The sequence below is a fragment of the Kitasatospora sp. NPDC023176 genome, assembly GCF_055560495.1.
The window spans coordinates 63,795-80,200 of record NZ_JBVHIP010000035.1 but is presented as its reverse complement, the minus strand read 5'-3'; the positions used below and the strand labels follow the sequence as shown (position 1 = coordinate 80,200).

11 protein-coding genes are annotated in these 16,406 nt (G+C 74.2%); 8 read left to right on the top strand and 3 right to left on the bottom strand.

All coding sequences use genetic code 11. The features are described 5' to 3' along the window. Positions 1-44 precede the first annotated feature (44 nt). Together ACZ3YL_RS34125 and ACZ3YL_RS34120 are read left to right on the top strand one after the other, a co-directional pair. Positions 45-656 (top strand): hypothetical protein, encoded by a 612-nt coding sequence (locus ACZ3YL_RS34125; RefSeq protein WP_188309708.1) that lies wholly within the window; start codon positions 45-47, stop codon positions 654-656. Positions 657-1,076: 420 nt separating this feature from the next. Beyond that, the gene (locus ACZ3YL_RS34120; RefSeq protein ID WP_223243552.1) at positions 1,077-2,186 is read left to right on the top strand and encodes a hypothetical protein; all 1,110 of its coding nucleotides are present in this window, start codon (positions 1,077-1,079) and stop codon (positions 2,184-2,186) included. A gap of 169 nt (positions 2,187-2,355) precedes the next feature. Here the strand turns inward: ACZ3YL_RS34120 and ACZ3YL_RS34115 are convergent, their stop codons facing one another. Further along, positions 2,356-3,012 (bottom strand): response regulator, encoded by a 657-nt coding sequence (locus ACZ3YL_RS34115; RefSeq protein WP_188309707.1) that lies wholly within the window; start codon positions 3,010-3,012, stop codon positions 2,356-2,358. Continuing rightward, entirely contained in the window at positions 3,009-4,271 is a 1,263-nt protein-coding gene (locus ACZ3YL_RS34110) for a sensor histidine kinase (protein ID WP_465661240.1), read from the bottom strand. Before ACZ3YL_RS34110 ends, ACZ3YL_RS34115 begins: the two co-directional genes overlap by 4 nt. A 134-nt stretch (positions 4,272-4,405) precedes the next feature. On the opposite strand from ACZ3YL_RS34110, the gene ACZ3YL_RS34105 reads away from it, so the two are divergent. Together ACZ3YL_RS34105 and ACZ3YL_RS34100 are read left to right on the top strand one after the other, a co-directional pair. Beyond that, a complete protein-coding gene (locus ACZ3YL_RS34105; protein ID WP_188309705.1) occupies positions 4,406-5,317 on the top strand; it encodes an ABC transporter ATP-binding protein in 912 nt (303 codons plus the stop codon). Next, positions 5,314-6,174 carry an ABC transporter permease subunit gene (locus tag ACZ3YL_RS34100; RefSeq protein ID WP_188309704.1) on the top strand — a complete coding sequence of 287 codons (861 nt, stop codon included), beginning with the start codon at positions 5,314-5,316 and terminating at the stop codon, positions 6,172-6,174. Before ACZ3YL_RS34105 ends, ACZ3YL_RS34100 begins: the two co-directional genes overlap by 4 nt. Positions 6,175-6,402: 228 nt before the next feature. On the opposite strand, the gene ACZ3YL_RS34095 is transcribed toward ACZ3YL_RS34100, so the two are convergent. Beyond that, positions 6,403-7,164 (bottom strand): tyrosine-protein phosphatase, encoded by a 762-nt coding sequence (locus tag ACZ3YL_RS34095; RefSeq protein ID WP_465661238.1) that lies wholly within the window; start codon positions 7,162-7,164, stop codon positions 6,403-6,405. A gap of 296 nt (positions 7,165-7,460) precedes the next feature. Here ACZ3YL_RS34095 and ACZ3YL_RS34090 point away from each other — a divergent pair, with 296 nt between their 5' ends. The 4 genes from ACZ3YL_RS34090 to ACZ3YL_RS34075 all read left to right on the top strand — a co-directional run bounded on the left by ACZ3YL_RS34090 (position 7,461) and on the right by ACZ3YL_RS34075 (position 16,399). Beyond that, entirely contained in the window at positions 7,461-8,579 is a 1,119-nt protein-coding gene (locus ACZ3YL_RS34090; RefSeq protein ID WP_465661236.1) for a PucR family transcriptional regulator, read from the top strand. A gap of 226 nt (positions 8,580-8,805) precedes the next feature. Then, positions 8,806-9,579 carry a hypothetical protein gene (locus tag ACZ3YL_RS34085; protein ID WP_465661234.1) on the top strand — a complete coding sequence of 258 codons (774 nt, stop codon included), beginning with the start codon at positions 8,806-8,808 and terminating at the stop codon, positions 9,577-9,579. A 64-nt stretch (positions 9,580-9,643) separates the two neighbouring features. Further along, the gene (locus tag ACZ3YL_RS34080; RefSeq protein WP_188309702.1) at positions 9,644-11,659 is read left to right on the top strand and encodes a flotillin family protein; all 2,016 of its coding nucleotides are present in this window, start codon (positions 9,644-9,646) and stop codon (positions 11,657-11,659) included. 24 nt (positions 11,660-11,683) lie between these two features. After that, the gene (locus tag ACZ3YL_RS34075) at positions 11,684-16,399 is read left to right on the top strand and encodes a DNA repair ATPase (RefSeq protein ID WP_465661232.1); all 4,716 of its coding nucleotides are present in this window, start codon (positions 11,684-11,686) and stop codon (positions 16,397-16,399) included. The last annotated feature ends 7 nt before the right edge of the window (positions 16,400-16,406 follow it).

Genomic DNA, 16,406 nt, shown 5'->3' with positions numbered 1-16,406 from the left:
TACCCGGGTGCCGACCACCACCGACGCCCGGGGAGACTTGTGCCATGGCCGTGCCCCGCATCCTCCTCGCCGCCGCCGCCTTGACCGGCACCGCCCTCGTCGGCCTCACCGGCTGCACGCCCGCCGACTCCCGGCCGACGGTCGCGGCCGCCTCCTCGGCCGCGGCCCTCGCCGATGAGGGCGTGGACGACCCGCTGCTCGACGACGATGACCTCGCCGACGACGGGACCTACCCCACCGCCGGCACCATCGCCGCTCCCGACGCCCCCGCCGCGCCCGACGCCACCGACCCGGTGTGCGCCGCCCCGGAGCCGGCCCCCGGCCACCAGGTGCTGATCGTGGTCGCCGCCGGCCCCGCCGAACTCACCGCCCAGCCCGCCCGCTACGCCTGCACCCCGCCGCACTACGAGGCCACCGGCTCCCCCGTCCACTACGCCTTCGCCGCCGCCGGCGTCGCCGCCACCCTGGTCGACCGCCCGCGCCAGGAGCCCGCGAAGCCCGTCCAGCTCGACGAACTGGTCACCCACCTCAACGACTGCCTGGCCGAACGCGACCCGGCCGACCCGTACGGCTGCGACGGCAACGCCTACGACGTGGTGCTGGACTCCCACGGGCGGATCATGCGGATCTCCGAGGTCGAGGGCCCGGAGGCGTGAGCCGGCGCCGGGTCAGCACACCGTAGGGCACCGACCGGGGCGGCGGAAGGGGGCCGGGGTGGGTGATCGGTGCAGGTCGTGGGGAGGGCAATACGGTGTAGACAGGCCCTTCAACTGTTGAGATTCCGCGTCGCTACGCGCATCAACGGGCTGTCTGCTGGGGGTTTTTGAATTTCCATACGTTTTCCCGGGCCGCTCTTGGGGTTGGTCTTACTCTCGGCGTCGTTGACCCGGTTTCGGCGGCGGTGCTTTGCTTCCGGCCGTCGGCAGTGAACCGGTCCCCCATCCCCGCTTCACTGACTGTTCATGACGAACGGTCGGTGGCACCCGGTTCGCCGTCGTCGCTCCTCCCTAGTTGTCCCCCCACGGTGTCGCCGCGCCCTACCGGTGTGCGGTCGGCATGAGAGAGGAACCCTCACGATGGGCATGTCCCCCACCTCCCGCCGGGCACGAGTCCGGGCCCTGACCGGGCTCAGCGCGCTGGCGCTGGCCGCCGCCGGATTCGCCGCCGCTCCGGCCGCCCAGGCCGACCAGCCGGGCAGCGAGTTCGCCGGGAACAGCCACCCGTACCGGCACGGTGCCGTCCCCACCAAGGAGGGCGCCGAGCACGCCAACGCCGCCTCCGCGGCCGCGACCCGTACGTCGAACCTGAAGTTCGGCGGCGGTGTCAACGGCGTCGGTGTCACCACCGGCGCGCCGCGGGTCTACCTGATCTTCTGGGGCTCCCAGTGGGGCAGCCAGGGCACCGACGCCAACGGCTACACCACCCTGAGCGGTGACCCGTCGGGCGAGGCCGTCCGGGCGCAGCAGCTCTTCAAGGGCCTCGGCACCAACAACGAGACCTGGTCCGGCGTCATGACCCAGTACTGCGAGGGCGTCGCCAAGGGCTCCACCACCTGCGCGTCCACCGCCGCGCACGTCGGCTACCCGACCGGCGGCGCGCTGGCCGGCGTCTGGGTGGACCCCTCGGCCGCCGCCCCGGGCCAGGCCACCGGCAACCAGATCGCCAACGAGGCCATCAAGGGCGCCGGGCACTTCGGCAACACCACCGCGGCGTCCAACCGCAACGTGCAGTACGTGGTGCTCTCGCCGACCGGCACCCACCCGGACGGCTTCAACACCTCGACCGGCAACTTCTGCGCCTGGCACGACTGGAACGGCGACACCACGCTGACCGGCGGCGCGGCCACCTCGCCGTACGGCGACCTGGCGTTCACCAACGACCCGTACGTGACCGACATGGGCTCCTCCTGCGGCCAGAACTACGTCAACACCGGCAACGCGGGCCTGCTCGACGGCGTGACCATGGTGTTCGGCCACGAGTACTCGGAGACCGTCACCGACCAGTTCCCGGCCGGCGGCTGGACCGACTCCTCCGGCGCCGAGAACGCCGACAAGTGCGCCTGGAAGGGCGTCGGCGGCACCGGCGGCTCGCAGAACGTGGCCTTCGCGACCGGCTCGTTCGCCATGCAGGGCACCTGGTCGAACGCGGTCAGCGGGTGCCAGATCTCGCACGCGATCGTCCACTGAGCACCGTCGCGTGAGCACCGGTTCCCGGGCAGCGTGGGGCAGCTCGGGAACGGATGACCCGGCGGATCCGAAGGGCCTGAGGGGTCTCGTGCCCTGACGATCCGATGCGGGGGAAGGCGCCGGGGTGGGCTGTGTGCCCACCCCGGCGCTTCGCGCTGTCCGGAGCCGTCTACGAGGGTGCGACCAGGCCGAACTCGTAGGCGTGGATGACCAGGTGGACCCGGTCGCGGGCGCCCAGCTTGGTGAACAGCCGGGCGACGTGCGCCTTGGCGGTGGCCACGCTGATGGTGAGTTCCTCGGCGATCTCGGTGTTGGACAGGCCACGGCCGACCAGGGTGAGCACCTCGCGCTCGCGCTCGGTGACGCCCTCGGCGGACGTCCGGGGCCGGCCGGCCGTCTCCGGGCGGGCGGCGAACTCGCCGATCAGGCGGCGGGTGATGGCGGGGGCGAGCAGGGCGTCCCCGGCGGCGACCACCCGCACGCCGTCCAGGATGGTCTCCAGGGCGAGGTCCTTGACCAGGAAGCCGCTCGCCCCGGCGCGCAGCGCGCCGTACACGTAGTCGTCGTCGTCGAAGGTGGTGAGGACGAGGACCTGGGTGGGCAGTTCCGGGTCGGCGAGGATCCGGCGGGTGGCCTCGATGCCGTCCATGCCGGGCATCCGGATGTCCATCACGGCGACGTCCGGGCGCAGCCGGGTGACCAGTTCGACGGCCTCGGCGCCGTTGCCGGCCTCGCCGACCACCTCCAGGTCGGGGGCGTCGGCGATGAGCACCCGCAGGCCGGTGCGGATGAGCGGCTGGTCATCGACCAGGACGACGCGGATCACGGTCCCACCTCCAGGGCGGCTGTTTCGGATGCGGCGGGTGCCGCGGGTACGGCGGGTGCCGCGGGTGCCGCGGGTACGGCGGGTGCCGCGGGGGCGGCCGGGATCGGCAGCAGGGCGGCGACCCGGAAGCCGCCCTCGTGGCGCGGGCCGGCGCTGAACTCACCGTGCAGCAGGGCGACCCGCTCGCGCATGCCGGCCAGCCCGTAGCCGGTGCCGGGGGTGTGGGCGGCCGTGCCCGCGCCCAGGTCGACGACGGTGACGGCGAGCCGTTCCGCGCCGTACTCGACGGTGACGTGGCAGTCCCGGGTGCCGGAGTGCTTGACCACGTTGGTGACCGCCTCCTGGACGATCCGGTAGGCGGCGAGGTCCACCTCGGCCGGCACCGGACGGGCCGCGCCGCGCCGGGTGAGCGCGACCCGCACCCCGGCACCCGCCGTCCGCTCCACCAGCCGGTCCAACTCGTCGAGTCCGGGGGCGACTTCGAGCGGCGCGGCCTCCCCCTCGCCCTGCCGCAGCGCGCCGAGCATCCGGCGCAGCCCGGCCAGGGTCTCCCGGCTGGTGGCCTCGATGGCGTCCAGCGCGTTGCGGGTCTCGGCGGGCTGGGTGTCCATGACCCGGCTGCCCATGCCCGCCTGGATCGCGATGATGCCGATGTTGTGGGCCACCATGTCGTGCAACTCGCGGGCGATGCGCAGCCGTTCGGCGGTGACGGCCTGCTCGGCGGCGCGGCCGCGCAGGGCCTCGGCGTGGGTGCGGCTCTGGTGGACGGTGTTGCCGATCAGCCAGGCGATCAGGACGGTCGCGGCGAGGCCCAGGTAGGCGTACGGGTTCACGGGTTGGCCGTTGACGGTTCCCCAGAGGAACAGCCCGGCGAGCACGGCCAGGGGCATCCCCGCCGCGAGCGTCGACACCAGGCGGGAGCGGGTGGCCGCGCAGTACGCGACCACCCCTTCGGCGATCAGGAACTGCACCGGCGCCGTCGCCGGTTGCGTCCACATCCCGAGCGCGAAGACGCCGCCCGCCAGGCCCGCCGCGACGGCCGCCAGCGGCAGCCGGACCAACAGGAAGGCCACCAGGGTGGTGACCACGGCCGTGACCACCAGGGGCATGTCCTCGGTGTTGCCCTGGTACTCGAGGAGGTGCCGGAGTTCGTCGGCCCGGGTGAAGAACCGGAACAGCACGATGGCCGTCCAGAACGCCGCCACCCACACGCCCGCGGGCAGGCGCCGGAGCAGCGGCGGGCGGGGTTCGGTGATCATGACGCGATGGTAGCGGCGGGCGGGGCGGCGGCGCATTGGCCCGGGGGAGTAGTCCTGGGGGCGGGGGCGGTGACCTGCGATTGTGTCCCGCCGCCCGATGCCCGACCGCGGCCCCCACCGGCAGTGTTGTCCCCGTGATCGAGATCGAGCGACTGACCAAGCGGTACGGCGCCACCACGGCCGTCGACCAGTTGAGCTTCACCGTCAAGCCGGGCACCGTCACCGGCTTCCTGGGCCCCAACGGCGCGGGCAAGTCCACCACGCTGCGGATGATCCTGGGCCTCAACACCCCCACCGAGGGCACCGTCGCCGTCGACGGCGTGCCCTTCGCCGGCCGGCCGCGCGGCCTGCGGCACGTCGGCGCGCTGCTGGACGCGAGCGACGTGCACGGCGGGCGCAGCGCCCGGGCCCATCTGTCGGCGCTGGCCCGCAGCAACCGGATCCCGCTCGGGCGGGTGGACGAGGTGCTCGCCGAGGTCGGCCTCGGCAAGGCCGCCGGGCGCCGGATCGGCGGCTACTCGCTGGGCATGAAGCAGCGCCTGGGCATCGCCGGCGCGCTGCTCGGCGACCCGCCCGTGCTGCTCTTCGACGAGCCGCTGAACGGGCTGGACCCGGAGGGCGTGCTCTGGGTGCGCGGACTGTTCCGCCGGCTCGCGGACGAGGGCCGCACGGTCTTCGTCTCCAGCCACATGATGGCCGAGATGGAGCACACCGCCGACCGGCTGATCGTCATCGGCCGCGGCCGGCTGATCGCCGACGAGAGCCTCACCGAGTTCTCGGCCCGACACGCGGAGTCGAGCGTGGCCGTCCGGGCGCCGGAACTCCCGCTGCTGGCCGATGCCTTGCGCGCCGAGGGAGCAGAAGTCGCTCTGGTGGAGCCGCAGTTCGGCATCGTCACCGGGATGCCCGCCGAGCGGATCGGTGAACTCGCGCTGCGGGAAGGCCTGGTGCTGCACGAGCTCGCCACCCGGACGTCGTCCCTGGAGTCCGCGTTCATGTCCCTGACCGCCGACAGCGTCGAGTACCTGGCTGGAGAGACCCGATGAGCACCATGACCCTGATCCGCGCCGAGGCCGCCCGCACCACCGAACCGGCACCCCGGTTCACCGACCTGCTCGCCGCCGAGTGGATCAAACTGCGCTCGCTGCGCTCGACGTACTGGGTGCTGGCGCTCGCCTCGCTGGTCGCGATCGTGATCAACATCAACGCCGTGCACAGCGACCTGACGTACATCGACCACCCGCCGGCACGGATGCCCGGCTTCCCGCCGTACCGCTACGACCCGCTGTACCACGGCCTCAGCGACATCGCGTGCTACCTGATGGCGATCGCGGCCGGCAGCCTCGGGGCGATCACCGTGTTCGGCGAGTACACCACCGGCATGATCCGCACCACCTTCGCCGCCGTGCCCGACCGGCGCGGGGTGATCGCCGCCAAGGTGCTGCTGATCGGCGGGATCACCGCGCTGGCGGGAGCCGTGGTGTCGGCGGTGTCCTTCTTCACCACCAACGCCATGCTGGCCTCCCGGCACGTCGGGCTCTCCATCACCGAAGGCGTCAGCCTGCGGGCCGTGCTCGCCTACGCGGCGATCGTGCCGGTCTGCGCGCTGATCGGGATGGCGCTGGGCGCGGTGCTGCGGCACGCCACCGCCTCGATCGTGTCGCTGGTGCTGCTGTTCTTCATCATGCCGCTGATGTTCGGCGGGGACCGCTACCGGTGGTTGCACGAGATCGGCAGCCACCTGCCGCTGTCCACCGTCAACCGGCTCACCTACAACCCCGACTCCTTGAGCACGATCAGCAAGTGGGCGCCGAGCGTGCTGGACTCCTGGATCACGATGGGGGTCTGGGCGGTCGTCTCGGTGGCGGTGACGATGGTGGTGGTGCGGCGGCGGGACGTGTGAAGTCCCGCACGATCACCGGATGTCGAGGCGCCGCGCCGTCCCGGCGCGGCGATCGCCTCGCGCAGCCCGCGCGGCGTGCGACCAGGCATCGGCGGCGGGGGCCGCCGGATGGGCACGGCGCTCATGCTGTAACTCCCTCTTGTTCGGCCGTGCGAACCCCCCGCCAGACGGAATGCCGAATACATCGGCATGAACCCTGGCGTCGGAAACGACGACGGCGCAGGTCGCTCAGGCCGTGGTGACCGCCGCCTTGGCGCGGAAGGCGCCCAGGGTGGCGGCCGGGACGCCGCAGGCGGGCAGGAAGGCCTCGGCGCCGCCGTGGCGGGCGCGGACCTGGCCGAGGAAGACGGTCATCGCCTCGGCGGGGGCCTCCAGCAGCGGGGCGGGGATGGTGAGCCGGCGGCCCTCGGGGCCGGTGACGCGGGTGGCGCCCTGGCCGTTGAGGGCGGTGCGGTGGCGCTCGGCGAGGTTGGCGAAGATCTGCGGGAGGGCGTCGGCGGTGCGGGCGTAGTCGGCGACGATCCGCTCGACGGGAACGCCGAGGAGGTCGAGGAGCAGCGCGGTGAGCAGGCCGGTGCGGTCCTTGCCGGCGGCGCAGTGCAGCAGGACGGCGCCGGGGCGGGTGGCGGCCTCGACGGCGGCGGCGACGGCCTCGGGGGCGGATTCGGCGAGCAGCAGGTAGAACGCGCCGAGGTCGGCGGCGGTGGTCATGGTCGCCATGTGGGCGGTGAGGACGTCGGTGGCGGGGTTCACCGGGGCGGCGACGACGGTTATCCCGGCGGCCTCGGCGGCGGCCCAGTCCTCGGGGCGGGTCTCGCGGGGGTCCCGCAGGTCGACGACGGTGCGGATGTCGCAGGAGCGCAGCTGGGCGACGACGGCCTCGTCGGCGGCCGGGAAGGGCTGGGCGGAGCGGTACAGCACACCGGGGCGGATCCGCAGGCCCTCGGGGTCGCTGAGGGCGGCGGGGTCGCGGAAGTTGACCAGGGACATGCGGGTGGCCTTTCGGGTGGAGCCGCGCCGGGGCGGAGCAAGGACGTCCAGCAGGACATCTAGATGTCTAACGCCTCAGTGGGGTGCCGGGCAAGCCACGGCCCCCGGGCACCCCTTCCATCCTCCGTCCTCGCCCCGCCACGGCGACCCGAAGCGGTGGATCGGGGGGCGGACCAGGGCGGCGGACCGGGGGCCGCGCCCGGGGCACCCGGCCGTGAGGGCCCCGATCCGGCCGTACGGATCCTGATAAGGTTCACCGCCGAAAATCCAGGCCACACGGGGGTTGGCAGCGCGCGGTGAACGAGACCAACGAGTACGACGACATACCCACCGAGCTGGCCGAGGCCTACCTCCTCCTGCTCGCCGACGTCTCCCGCACCGGGCGCCTGCTGCGCCGGGAGGAGCTGGAGGGCCTGCGCAGGCTGGGCGAGCACTGCGCCGAGGCCGGCTACGGGCTGCGCGAGGTGGTCTCGCACTGCCTGGCGGCGGCCCGGCGGGCCTGGCAGACGCTGCCCGGGACGACCGCCGCCGGCAGCGTCGGCGAACTGCGCCGGATGGGCGACGCGGTGCTGGCCGCCACCGATGCCGCGCTGGCCGCACTGGGCGAGGGCCACGAGCGGGCGCAGCGCCTGGCGGTCCGTCAGGAGGAGGCCGCCAGGCGGGAGTTCATCGACGACCTGCTGCACGGCCGCACCGACCTCGGGCTGCTGGCCGAGCGGGCGGAGCGGTTCGGGCTGCGGCTGGCGGGCGCGTACACGGTGGCGGTGGCGGTCGGCGACGAGCCGTTCGCGGACGTCCATCCGCTGGTGCACCGGGTGGAGCGGGAGCTGACCGGCCGGTTCGGCGAGCGGGACGTCCTGCTGGCCAGCAAGGACGGCCGGCTGGTGTGCATCGCCCCGGACTCCGAGCGGGCCGTACTGGAGGCCTTCGCGGACCTCACGCTGCGCCCCGGCCCCGGCTACCGCCCGGTGCTGCGGGTGGCGACCGGGCGCCGGCACTCGGGCGCCAGCGGAGTGCTGCGCAGCTACGACGAGGCGCTGGACGCCCTGGACTACTCCCAGCGGCTCGGCCTGCCGGCCCGCCTGCTGAAGGCCGAGGAGCTGCTGGTCTTCCCGGTGCTGATGCGCGACCGGGCGGCGATGGCCGACCTGGTGCGCAGCGTGCTCGGCCCGCTGAGCGAGGCGCGCGGCGGCGCCCGTCCGCTGCTGGACACCATCGCGGTGCAGGCGGAGGCGGCGTACGTGAACGCGGAGGCGGCGCGCCGACTGGGGCTGAGCGTGCGCACCCTCGGCTACCGGCTGGAGCGGATCAAGGCACTCACCGGCTACGACCCGGCGGACGCCCTGCAGCGCTTCACCCTGGAGACGGCGGCGATGGGGGCGCGGCTGCTGAACTGGCCGGAGCAGCCGCTGTAGGCGCGTCCTGCGGGGCGCCGGAAGGCCGCCGGGCGGGGTCGGCAAACCCCGGCCGACCCGCCCGGGGCCGTCCTGTTGCCCGGTTGTCGCAATGTCACGGCGGGCGTGCGTACCAGGGTGTCAAAAGGCCGTAAAGATTGCCGGATCCTGGCAATGTGCGGACGCCTCCCCCGCTGCCATGATCTCCCCGGCGCCGATGTGCGGCGTCGTGGGAGAGGCGGGGGGCATGGCCGGGACGGGGGACTTCTTCGCGGCCGCGCTGGCCTTTCCGACGGCGCTGTTCAGTTTCGCGCTGGTGGTGGTCGTCGGGTACTGGCTGCTGATGCTGGTCGGCGGCCTGGGGTTCGACGCCGTGCACGGGGGGCATGGCGTCGGGCACCACCTGGGTGCCGGGCACGCCGGCCCGGTGGGTCACGTCGGACACGGTGCCGGGGGGCATGGTGTCGGGGGGAGCGTGGCCCACGGGGCGTCCGGCGGGCACGGTGCCGACGGGAGCGCCCACGGCGCGGCCGGTGCCCACGGGGGGCAGGGCGCCGGCCACCACGGGGGCGTGCTGGACGCGCTCGGGCTGGGCGGGATTCCCGCGACGGTGGCGCTGTCGCTGCTGGTCGCGCTCGCCTGGTTCGTCAGCCTGGCCGGCACCGTCCTGACCTCGGGGGCACCGGCGCGCGGCGGCGTGTTCGCCGTCGCGCTGGTCGCCTCCTGGGCGGGCACCCGGGTGCTCGTCCGGCCGCTGCGGCGGCTGTTCCCGCAGGACCGGCCGATCACCCGGGGGGACTTCGTCGGCCGGGTCTGCGTGATCCGCACCGGCCGGGTGACGGCCGGCTTCGGGCAGGCCGAGGTGACCGCCGAGGACGGCTCCACCGCGACCGTGCAGGTCCGCACCCCGGACCCGGAGCCGGGGCTGACGGCCGGGCGCACCGCGCTGATCTACGACTACGACCCGGACGGCGAGCACTTCCTGGTCGCGCCGTTCGACCCGCCCCCGCCGGGCCTCTGACGTCACGTCAGTTCTTTTGTCACGCAAACCACTTCGCACCACCGTCTCGTCAAAGGACTCCGTGATGGACACCATCGCCGTGGGTTTCGGCGTACTCATCGCCGTCGTGCTGCTCATCCTGTTCGCCGCGCTGCTCCTGGTGGGCCGCCTGTTCCAGAAGGTCGAGCAGGGCAAGGCGCTGATCGTCTCCCGGACCAGGAGCGTGGACGTCACCTTCACCGGGGCGATCGTCCTGCCGATCCTGCACAAGGCCGAGCTGATGGACATCACCGCGAAGACGGTGGAGATCCACCGGGCCGGCCGGGACGGCCTGATCTGCCGGGACAACATCCGGGCGGACATCCGGATCTCCTTCTTCGTCCGGGTGAACAAGACCGTCGAGGACGTCGTCAAGGTGGCGCAGTCGATCGGCACCGTCCGGGCCTCCGACCCGCAGGCGATCCAGGACTTCTTCGCGGCGAAGTTCGCCGAGGCGCTCAAGACCGTCGGCAAGCAGCTGGACTTCACCGACCTGTACACCCACCGGCACGAGTTCCGGGACCAGATCATCGCGGTCATCGGCACCGACCTCAACGGCTACACCCTCGAGGACGCGGCCATCGACCACCTCGAACAGACCCCGATGAGCCAGCTGGACAGCGACAACATCCTGGACGCCCAGGGCATCCGCAAGATCACCGAGCTGACCGCGATCGAGCACGTGCGCACCAACGAGTACCAGCGCACCGAGGAGAAGGAGATCACCCGGCAGAACGTGGACGCCCGGGAGACCGTCCTGGAGCTCGAACGCCGCCAGGCCGACGCCGAGATCCGCCAGCGCCGCGAGATCGAGACCCTGCGGGCCAAGGAGGACGCGGTGATCGCCCGGGTGCAGGAGGAGGAGCGGCTCAACGCCCAGACCGCCTTCCTGCGCACCGAGGAGGTCCTCGGGGTGCAGCGGGAGAACCAGGCCCGCGAGGTCGCGGTGGCGCAGAAGAACCGCGAGCGGGTGATCGCGGTGGAGAACGAGCGGATCGAGAAGGACCGGCTGCTGGAGGTCGTCGGCCGCGAGCGGGAGACCGAACTCGCCGTGATGGCCAAGCAGAAGGAGGTCGAGTCCCGCCGCCGGGAGGTCGCCGACGTGGTCCGCGAGCGGGTCGCGGTCGAGCGCACCGTCGCCGAGCAGGAGGAGGCCGTCAAGACCCTGCGGGCCGTCGAGGAGGCCGAGCGGGTGCGCAAGGCCGTGGTCATCCAGGCCGAGGCGGAGGCGCAGGAGAAGCTCGTCAAGGACATCAAGGCCGCCGAGGCCGCCGAGCAGGCCGCCTCGCACAAGGCCCGCGAGTCGCTGGTGCTGGCCGAGGCCCGGCAGCAGGCCGCCGAGCTGGACGCGGCCGCCAAGGTCAAGCTGGCCGAGGGCGTCCGGGCGGAGGCCGCCGCCGAGGGGCTGGCCCGGGTACAGGTGCGGGAGCAGGAGGCCGCCGCGGTGGAGAAGGTCGGCCGCGCCGAGGCCGTCGTCCAGACCGAGAAGGCCAGGGCGACCGCGCTGGAGGTCGGCGCCAAGCTGAAGGCGGAGGCCGAGGGCCTGACCGAGAAGGCCGCGGCGATGGCCAAGCTGGACGAGGCCTCGCGCGGGCACGAGGAGTACCGGCTGCGGCTGGCCGCCGAGAAGGACGTCCGGCTCGCCGGGCTGGACGCGCAGCGGCAGATCGCCGAGGCCCAGGCCGCGCTGGTCGCGGCCGGACTGGAGAAGGCGAAGATCGACATCGTCGGCGGGGACTCGGTGTTCTTCGACAGGCTGGTGCAGTCGGTGACGGCCGGCAAGAGCGTGGACGCCTTCGTCGGCCACTCGCAGACCGCCCAGGCGCTGGCCGGCCCCTGGCTGGACGGCCGGTCCGACTTCACCGAGGACCTCACCCGGATGCTGTCCTCGGTGTCCACCGCGGACGTGCAGAACCTGACGGTGTCCGCGCTGCTGCTCAAGCTGATCGGCGGCGGCGGCGAGCAGACCGGGCAGCTCCGGCAACTGCTGGACTCCGCGAAGAAGCTGGGGATCGCCGAGACCCCGATCGGGGCGCTGGCCGGCGCCAACGGCAGCAAGTAGTCACCCGCCGAGCAGCTGAGGAACATGACCGTGGAAGCCCTCGCCGACGCCCGGCCCGACACCGGCAGCTACGAGGTCCTGCGCCGCCGGCTCGCCCGATCGGCCGCCGAACTCGCCGACCGAGCACGGGCGTTGAACGACCGCCGGGTCGAGGAGTTCGGCGGCGGGGAACTGCGGCTGACCGGCACCGGGCGGCTCACCACCGCCCGGCCCTGCCTGCCGCAGGACCTCACCGCCGTCGGCGGGCAGCTGCTGCTCGGCACCCGTCCGGCCGAAGTGGTCGACGACGCCGGGGACTTCACCGACGTCCTCGGCCTCTACCGGGCCGACGACCTCTCCCCCGCCGGGGGCCCGCTGCTGGACGACCCGCGGCTGCGCCAGGACCTCACCGACCTGCGCCGCTACTTCCGCGACGCCCGGCTCGAACGGCTGCGCCCGGTCGGCGGCCGACTGCTCGCCGTCTTCCGCACCGGCCCCGCCGCCACCGACGTCCGGGTGCTGCGCTGGCGCCTCGACGACGGCCGGGCCGCCTACCAGGACGGACGCGGCGAACGCGACCACACCCCCGCCGACGGCGGACAGCCCGACTGGACGGCGCTCACCCGCGACGACCAACTGCCCGCCGCCCCCGGCACCGCGCCGCGCGCCGACCTCGCCGGGGAAGTCCACCTCGGCGTGGACGGCGGCCGGCTCACCCTCACCACCCCCGACGGCCGTGAACTGCACCACGAGCCGCTCGCCGAGGCCCTCCAGACCCTCGCCGACGCCCAGATCGCCCACGCCCGGCTCGCCACCCTGCTGCTGGTGCGGGTACGCCCGTACCAGGAGGAGACCGTCCGGCACCTGGTGGTCCACCTGCCCACCGGCCAGGTCACCCGGATCGACGCCCTCGGCCAGGCCTGCCTGCGGCTGCCCGCCGACCAGGGCGTCGCCTTCCCCGGCGGCTGCCACCTCGCCGACGGCACCGTGCGCACCTTCGACCAGCCGGTGGACGGCCTGACGTACGAACGCACCGTCCTCTCCCCCAACGGCGAGGACGTGCTCTACGAGTTCCGTTCCACCACCGACGGGCACGCGCTGCTCCAGCCGTACAACTCCGTCCGCCAGGAGGCCGCCGCCCCGCTCTCCTGCCAGGGCTACGCGCTGCTCGACGACGGCACCCTGATCGCCCTGCGCCCCGCCGAGGACGGCCCCACCCGGCTGCACCCCGTCCAGCTCTGGCAGAGCCCGTTCACCAGCGAGCGGCACGCCGCCGAACAGCCACCCGGCACCGGCCCGCTGGCCCGGATCGGCAACGCCGACCTGGTCCGCGGCCTGGCCGACTGCCTGGCCCTCGCCCGGCTGGCCGCCGCCGGCGCCGACACCCCGGCCGGCCACCGGGCCGTGCTCACCGCCTGCACCCGCACCGCCGACCGCCACCACTGGCTCGGCCAGAGCGGCCTCGGCGACCTCGCCGCGCCGCTCGCCGAGATCCGCGACACCACCCGGCAGGTGATCGCCGAGTACGAGGCGATCGCCCAGCTCACCGCGCACGCCGCCGCCCGGACCTCGGAGACCGCCGAGCACGTCGAGGGCCTGCTGCGCACCGCCCGCGGCGAGACCCTCGCCGACGCCGCCGAATGGGTCGACCGGCTGGCCGCGCTGCGCCGCGCCCAGGGCCGGGTGGAGGCGCTGCGCGACCTGCCCCGGGCCGAACCGCAGCGCATCGACGCGCTCGCCGCACACCTCGCCGAGGGGCTGGCCGAGGCCGCCGGCCGGGCCGTCGGCCAGCTCGCCGAACCCTCCGCCTTCGAACCGCACCGGCGCCGGGCCGGCGAACTGGCCGAGCGCTGCGCGGGCATCACCACCGCGACCGAGGCCGAACCGCTCGGGATCGAACTCACCGAGCAGAGCGAGGCGTTGCAGACCGTCTCGGAGCTGGTCGGCACCCTCGACCTGGCCGACGCCACCACCCGCACCGCAATCCTGGACCGGCTCGCCGACGTGCTCGGGCTGCTCAACCGGGGCCGTTCCACGCTGACCGTCCGCCGCCGGGAACTGCGCACCCGCGAGGCCGCCGCCGAGTTCGCCGCCGAGACGGCGCTGCTCGCCCAGGCCGTCACCGCGGCCCTCGCCGCCGCCGACACCCCCGAGGCCTGCGACGACCTGCTCGGCCGGCTGCTGCTGCGGATCGAGCAGTTGGAGACCCGCTTCGCCGACGCCGACCCCTCGCTCGGCGAACAGCTCACCGAACGCCGCACCGCGGTCCACGACGCGCTCACCGCCCGCCGCCAGCACCTGCTGGAGGAGCGGGCCGGCCGCGCCGACCGGCTGGCCGCCTCCGCCGAGCGCATCCTCGACACTCTGCACCGGCGCCTCGCCGCCCTCGGCACCGCCGCCGAGATCGACGCCGCCCTGGCCGCCGACCCGACCGCCGTCAAACTCCGCGACCTCGCCGGCCAGTTGACCGGACTCGGCGACAAGGTCCGGGCCGAGGAGCTGACCGGACGGCTGCGCGCCGCCCGCGGCCGCGCCCACCGCGCCCTGCGCGACCGCGCCGAACTCGCCGGGGACGGCCCCGGCACCCTGCGACTGGGCCGCCACCTGTTCACCGTCACCACCCAGCGCCCCGAACTCACCCTGCTGCCCTGGCACGGCCGCCCCGCCTTCACCCTCACCGGCACCGGCTACCGCTCCCCCGTCACCGACCCGGCCTTCGCCGCCACCGAGCGCTACTGGGCCCGCCCGCTGCCCTCCGAGACGCCCGCGCTCTACCGCGCCGAGTACCTGGCCACCAGCCTGCTGCTGGCCGCCGAACCGGGGGGCCTCACCGCCGACGCCGACCTCCTGGAGTACGTCCGCCGGGCCGTCGAACAGCGCCCGGACGAGGGCTACCAGCGCGGGGTGCACGACCACGACGCGGCGCTGGTGCTCCGCGCCCTGCTCGAACTCGACGCCGAGGCAGGCCTGTTGCGCCACCCGGCGGACGCCCGGGCGGCGGCCCAGCTGTACTGGGCGCACGGCACGGACGAACGGCAGCGGCTGGTCTGGCACACCCGGGCCCGCTCGCTCGGCCTCGCCCGCCAGGCGTACGGCGGCACCGTACCGGCGCTCGCCGCCCTGGCTGCCCTGGCCGCCGAACTGTCTGCCGCCGTGGCGGAGTTCACCCCGGGAGCGACCGGAGCCGGAGACTACCTGGCGGCCGAACTCGCCGCCGCCGCACCCAGCTTCGCCTACTCCGCCGGAGCCCGCGCCCTGCTGGAGAAGTTCCACGCCGCTCCCGAGTCGGCCGGGCTGACCCAGGCCCTGGCCGCCCTCCCCGAGGACCCTGCACTGCTCCCGGTACGACGCCAACTGGCCGACGCCTGGCTGGAGTCGGCCGCCGCCGACACCGACCCGGGCGACCGCGCCGAGGCCGCCGCCGTCCTGCTCTGCCCGGCCCTGCCACGCCGCCCCGCCGAGGGCGCCGTCGGCACCCGGCTGACCGGGCTGCTCGGCGACCACCCCCGGCTGACCGGCGGTTCGCTCGACCTGCGACTGGACGAACTGCTCACCCGCGTCCGCGAGTTCGAGCAGACCGACGCCCCCGGCCAGCGCGCCTACCAGCGGCTGCGCGGCGAGCTGCTGACCGCCGAGCACGCCCGGCTGCGGCTCGACCAGTACCGGCCCGCGCCGCTCAACGGCTTCGTCCGCAACCGGCTGATCGACCAGGTGTACCTGCCGCTGATCGGCGACAACCTCGCCAAGCAGCTCGGCACCGCCGACTCCGGCGGGCCGGTGGACCGCAGCGGCCTGCTGCTGCTCGTCTCCCCGCCCGGCTACGGCAAGACCACCCTGGTCGAGTACCTCGCCGAACGGCTCGGCCTGCTGCTGGTCTCGGTCAGCGGCCCGGCCCTCGGCCACCACGTCACCTCGCTGGACCCGGCCGAGGCCCCCGATGCCACCTCCCGGCGCGAACTGGAGAAGCTCAACTTCGCCCTGCACGCGGGCGACAACGTGCTGCTCTACCTGGACGACGTCCAGCACACCTCGCCCGAGTTCCTCCAGCGCTTCATCCCGCTGTGCGACGCCCAGCGCCGGATCGACGGCGTTCAGGACGGCGAGGCCCGCGAGTGGGACCTGCGCGGCAGACGCTTCGCCGTGGTGATGGCCGCCAACCCGTACACCGAGTCCGGCCGGCTCTTCCGGCTGCCCGACATGCTCGCCAACCGCGCCGACGTCTGGAACCTCGGCGACGCCGTGGCCGGCCGGGAGGACCTCTTCGCGCTCAGCTTCGTCGAGAACGCCCTGCCCGCCAGCCCCCACCTGGCCCCGCTGGCCACCGCCGAACGCGCCGACCTGGACACCCTGCTCGCCCGCGCCGCCGGCACCCCGGGCGGCACCCTGTCCGGCGCCTGGCCGGCCGCCGAGGTCGAGCGGATGACCGCCGTCCTGGCCGGGCTGCTCCACCTGCGCGGCACCGTCCTCGCCGTCAACCGCGCCTACCTCGCCTCCGCCGCCCAGGACGACCGCGCCCGCACCGAGCCGCCGTTCCTGCTCCAGGGCTCCTACCGCAACATGGCCAAGCTCGCCCAGCGCCTGGACCCCGCCCTCACCCGGCCGGAACTCGACGCCCTGCTCACCGACCACTACCGGGCCGAGGCCCAGCCGCTCGGCGCCGACGCCGAGGCCCAGCTGCTGAAGCTGGCCGAGCTGCGCGGCGCCCTGACACCCGAGCAGGCGGCGCGCTGGGCGGAGCTCAAACGGGCCTGGCGCGACTGAGGAGGAG